The sequence below is a fragment of the Nocardiopsis nanhaiensis genome, assembly GCF_054778635.1.
This window is the reverse complement of record NZ_BAAGZJ010000180.1, coordinates 1-1,567: the sequence shown is the minus strand read 5'-3', so window position 1 is coordinate 1,567 and position 1,567 is coordinate 1. Positions and strand designations below refer to the sequence as shown.

Here is a 1,567-nt window from a genome sequence, read left to right as displayed (position 1 = left end):
GAGCCCGTGACCGGATACCGTCCTGGTCACGGGCTTCATCGTTTCCCGGACAGCACAACGGCCTTCGCGTGATCATGTGCTTCAACCACGAACACACGTGAACACAACGAAGGCCGTCACCTTGAGTCTGCCGCACCAGACCCCCGCCGTCGAGCCACTGTCGACATTGTCCCGATTCCGCTCTGAGTTCCACACCGCCCTCACCAAACGCCCAGACGCGATATTCGAGGTCTGTGAAGCCCTGGTCTGCTCCCCGAACCCCGTGCACCACCTGGCCCAACTCTCGTTGGAGCCCGAACACCGCCGCGGTCACGGCTCGGCCTACGCCGCTCTGAACCAGGGCGGTATCGACCAGGACCGCTTGCGCTCGAGCCTGGCCCGGCTGCCCCTGCCCCGCTTCCACGGACGCCTGGTCCTGGCCTGCGATGTCAGCCCCTGGCTGCGCCCGGACGCCTGGACCAGCCCCGACCGTTCCTGGTGCCACACCTACGGGCGCGGCACCGGACAAGCCGAGATGGTCCCAGGCTGGCCCTACCAGGTGATCGTCGCCCTGGAAGAGGGCTCCACCTCCTGGACCGCACCCCTGGACGTGGCACGCCTACCCCCAGGAACCGACGAGACCACCTTCACCGCCCACCAACTCCGCCAGGTCATCACCCGATTGATCAGGGCCGGACACCACCAACAGGGCGAACCCGACATCGTGGTCGTGGTCGATGCGGGCTATGACAGCCCCCGCCTGGCCTACCTGCTCGCCGATCTGCCCGTTCAGGTGGTGGGCCGGTTGCGTTCGGACCGGGTGCTGTACGGCCCGGCCCAGAACCTGCCGCCCTCAGCGACCGGCCGCCCGGCCAAGCACGGAGTTCCGCTTCGGATGGGCGCCCCCGATACCTGGCCCGTACCGGCGACGGTGAGCACCACCCCCACCCGCCGCTACGGCAGTGCCATCGCCCGCTCGTGGGATCGGATGCACCCTCGCCTGACGCATCGCTCGGCCTGGGCCGACCATCCCGGTGAGTTGCCGGTGATCGAGGGCACCCTGGTGCTTTTGGAGGTGGGGGCGTTGCCTTCGCGGCGTGCCCCCAAACCGTTGTGGTTGTGGTCCTCAAACACAGGCATGGCCCTGAGCGCGGTGGACCAGGTGTGGTGGGCGTACCTGCGCCGCTTCGATATCGAGCACACCTTCCGCTTCCTCAAACAGAATCTGGGGTGGGACGCGCCCCGGTTGCGCGATCCCGAGGCGGCGGACCGGTGGTCCTGGCTGGTCGTGGTGGCCTATGCCCAGTTGCGGTTGGCTCGGCCGTTGGTGCGCCAGGTGCGGTTGCCCTGGCAGCGGTGGGTGGAGCCGCAGCGGATGAGTCCGTCCCGGGTGCGTCGGGGGTTTCGGTACATCCGCGCTGACCTGCCTGGGTGTGTGGGTGTTCCGCGGCCCTCGCGTGCGGGGCCGGGGCGTGTGGCGGGGAGCTGGAACAAGCGTCCAGCTCCCCGTTACGAGGTTCCGAAAAAGCATAAAACGGGCACCACGGGCCGCTCTAGAGACAAGCAAGCAGCTTAAACGACAAGCTAG

Annotated in this window: 1 protein-coding gene; it reads left to right on the top strand. The window is 67.8% G+C overall.

Going from position 1 to position 1,567, the window contains the following annotated elements:
* Positions 1–97 precede the first annotated feature (97 nt).
* Positions 98–1,555 (top strand): NF041680 family putative transposase, encoded by a 1,458-nt coding sequence (locus ACYVD1_RS34650; RefSeq protein ID WP_460778706.1) that lies wholly within the window; start codon positions 98–100, stop codon positions 1,553–1,555.
* Positions 1,556–1,567 lie beyond the last annotated feature (12 nt).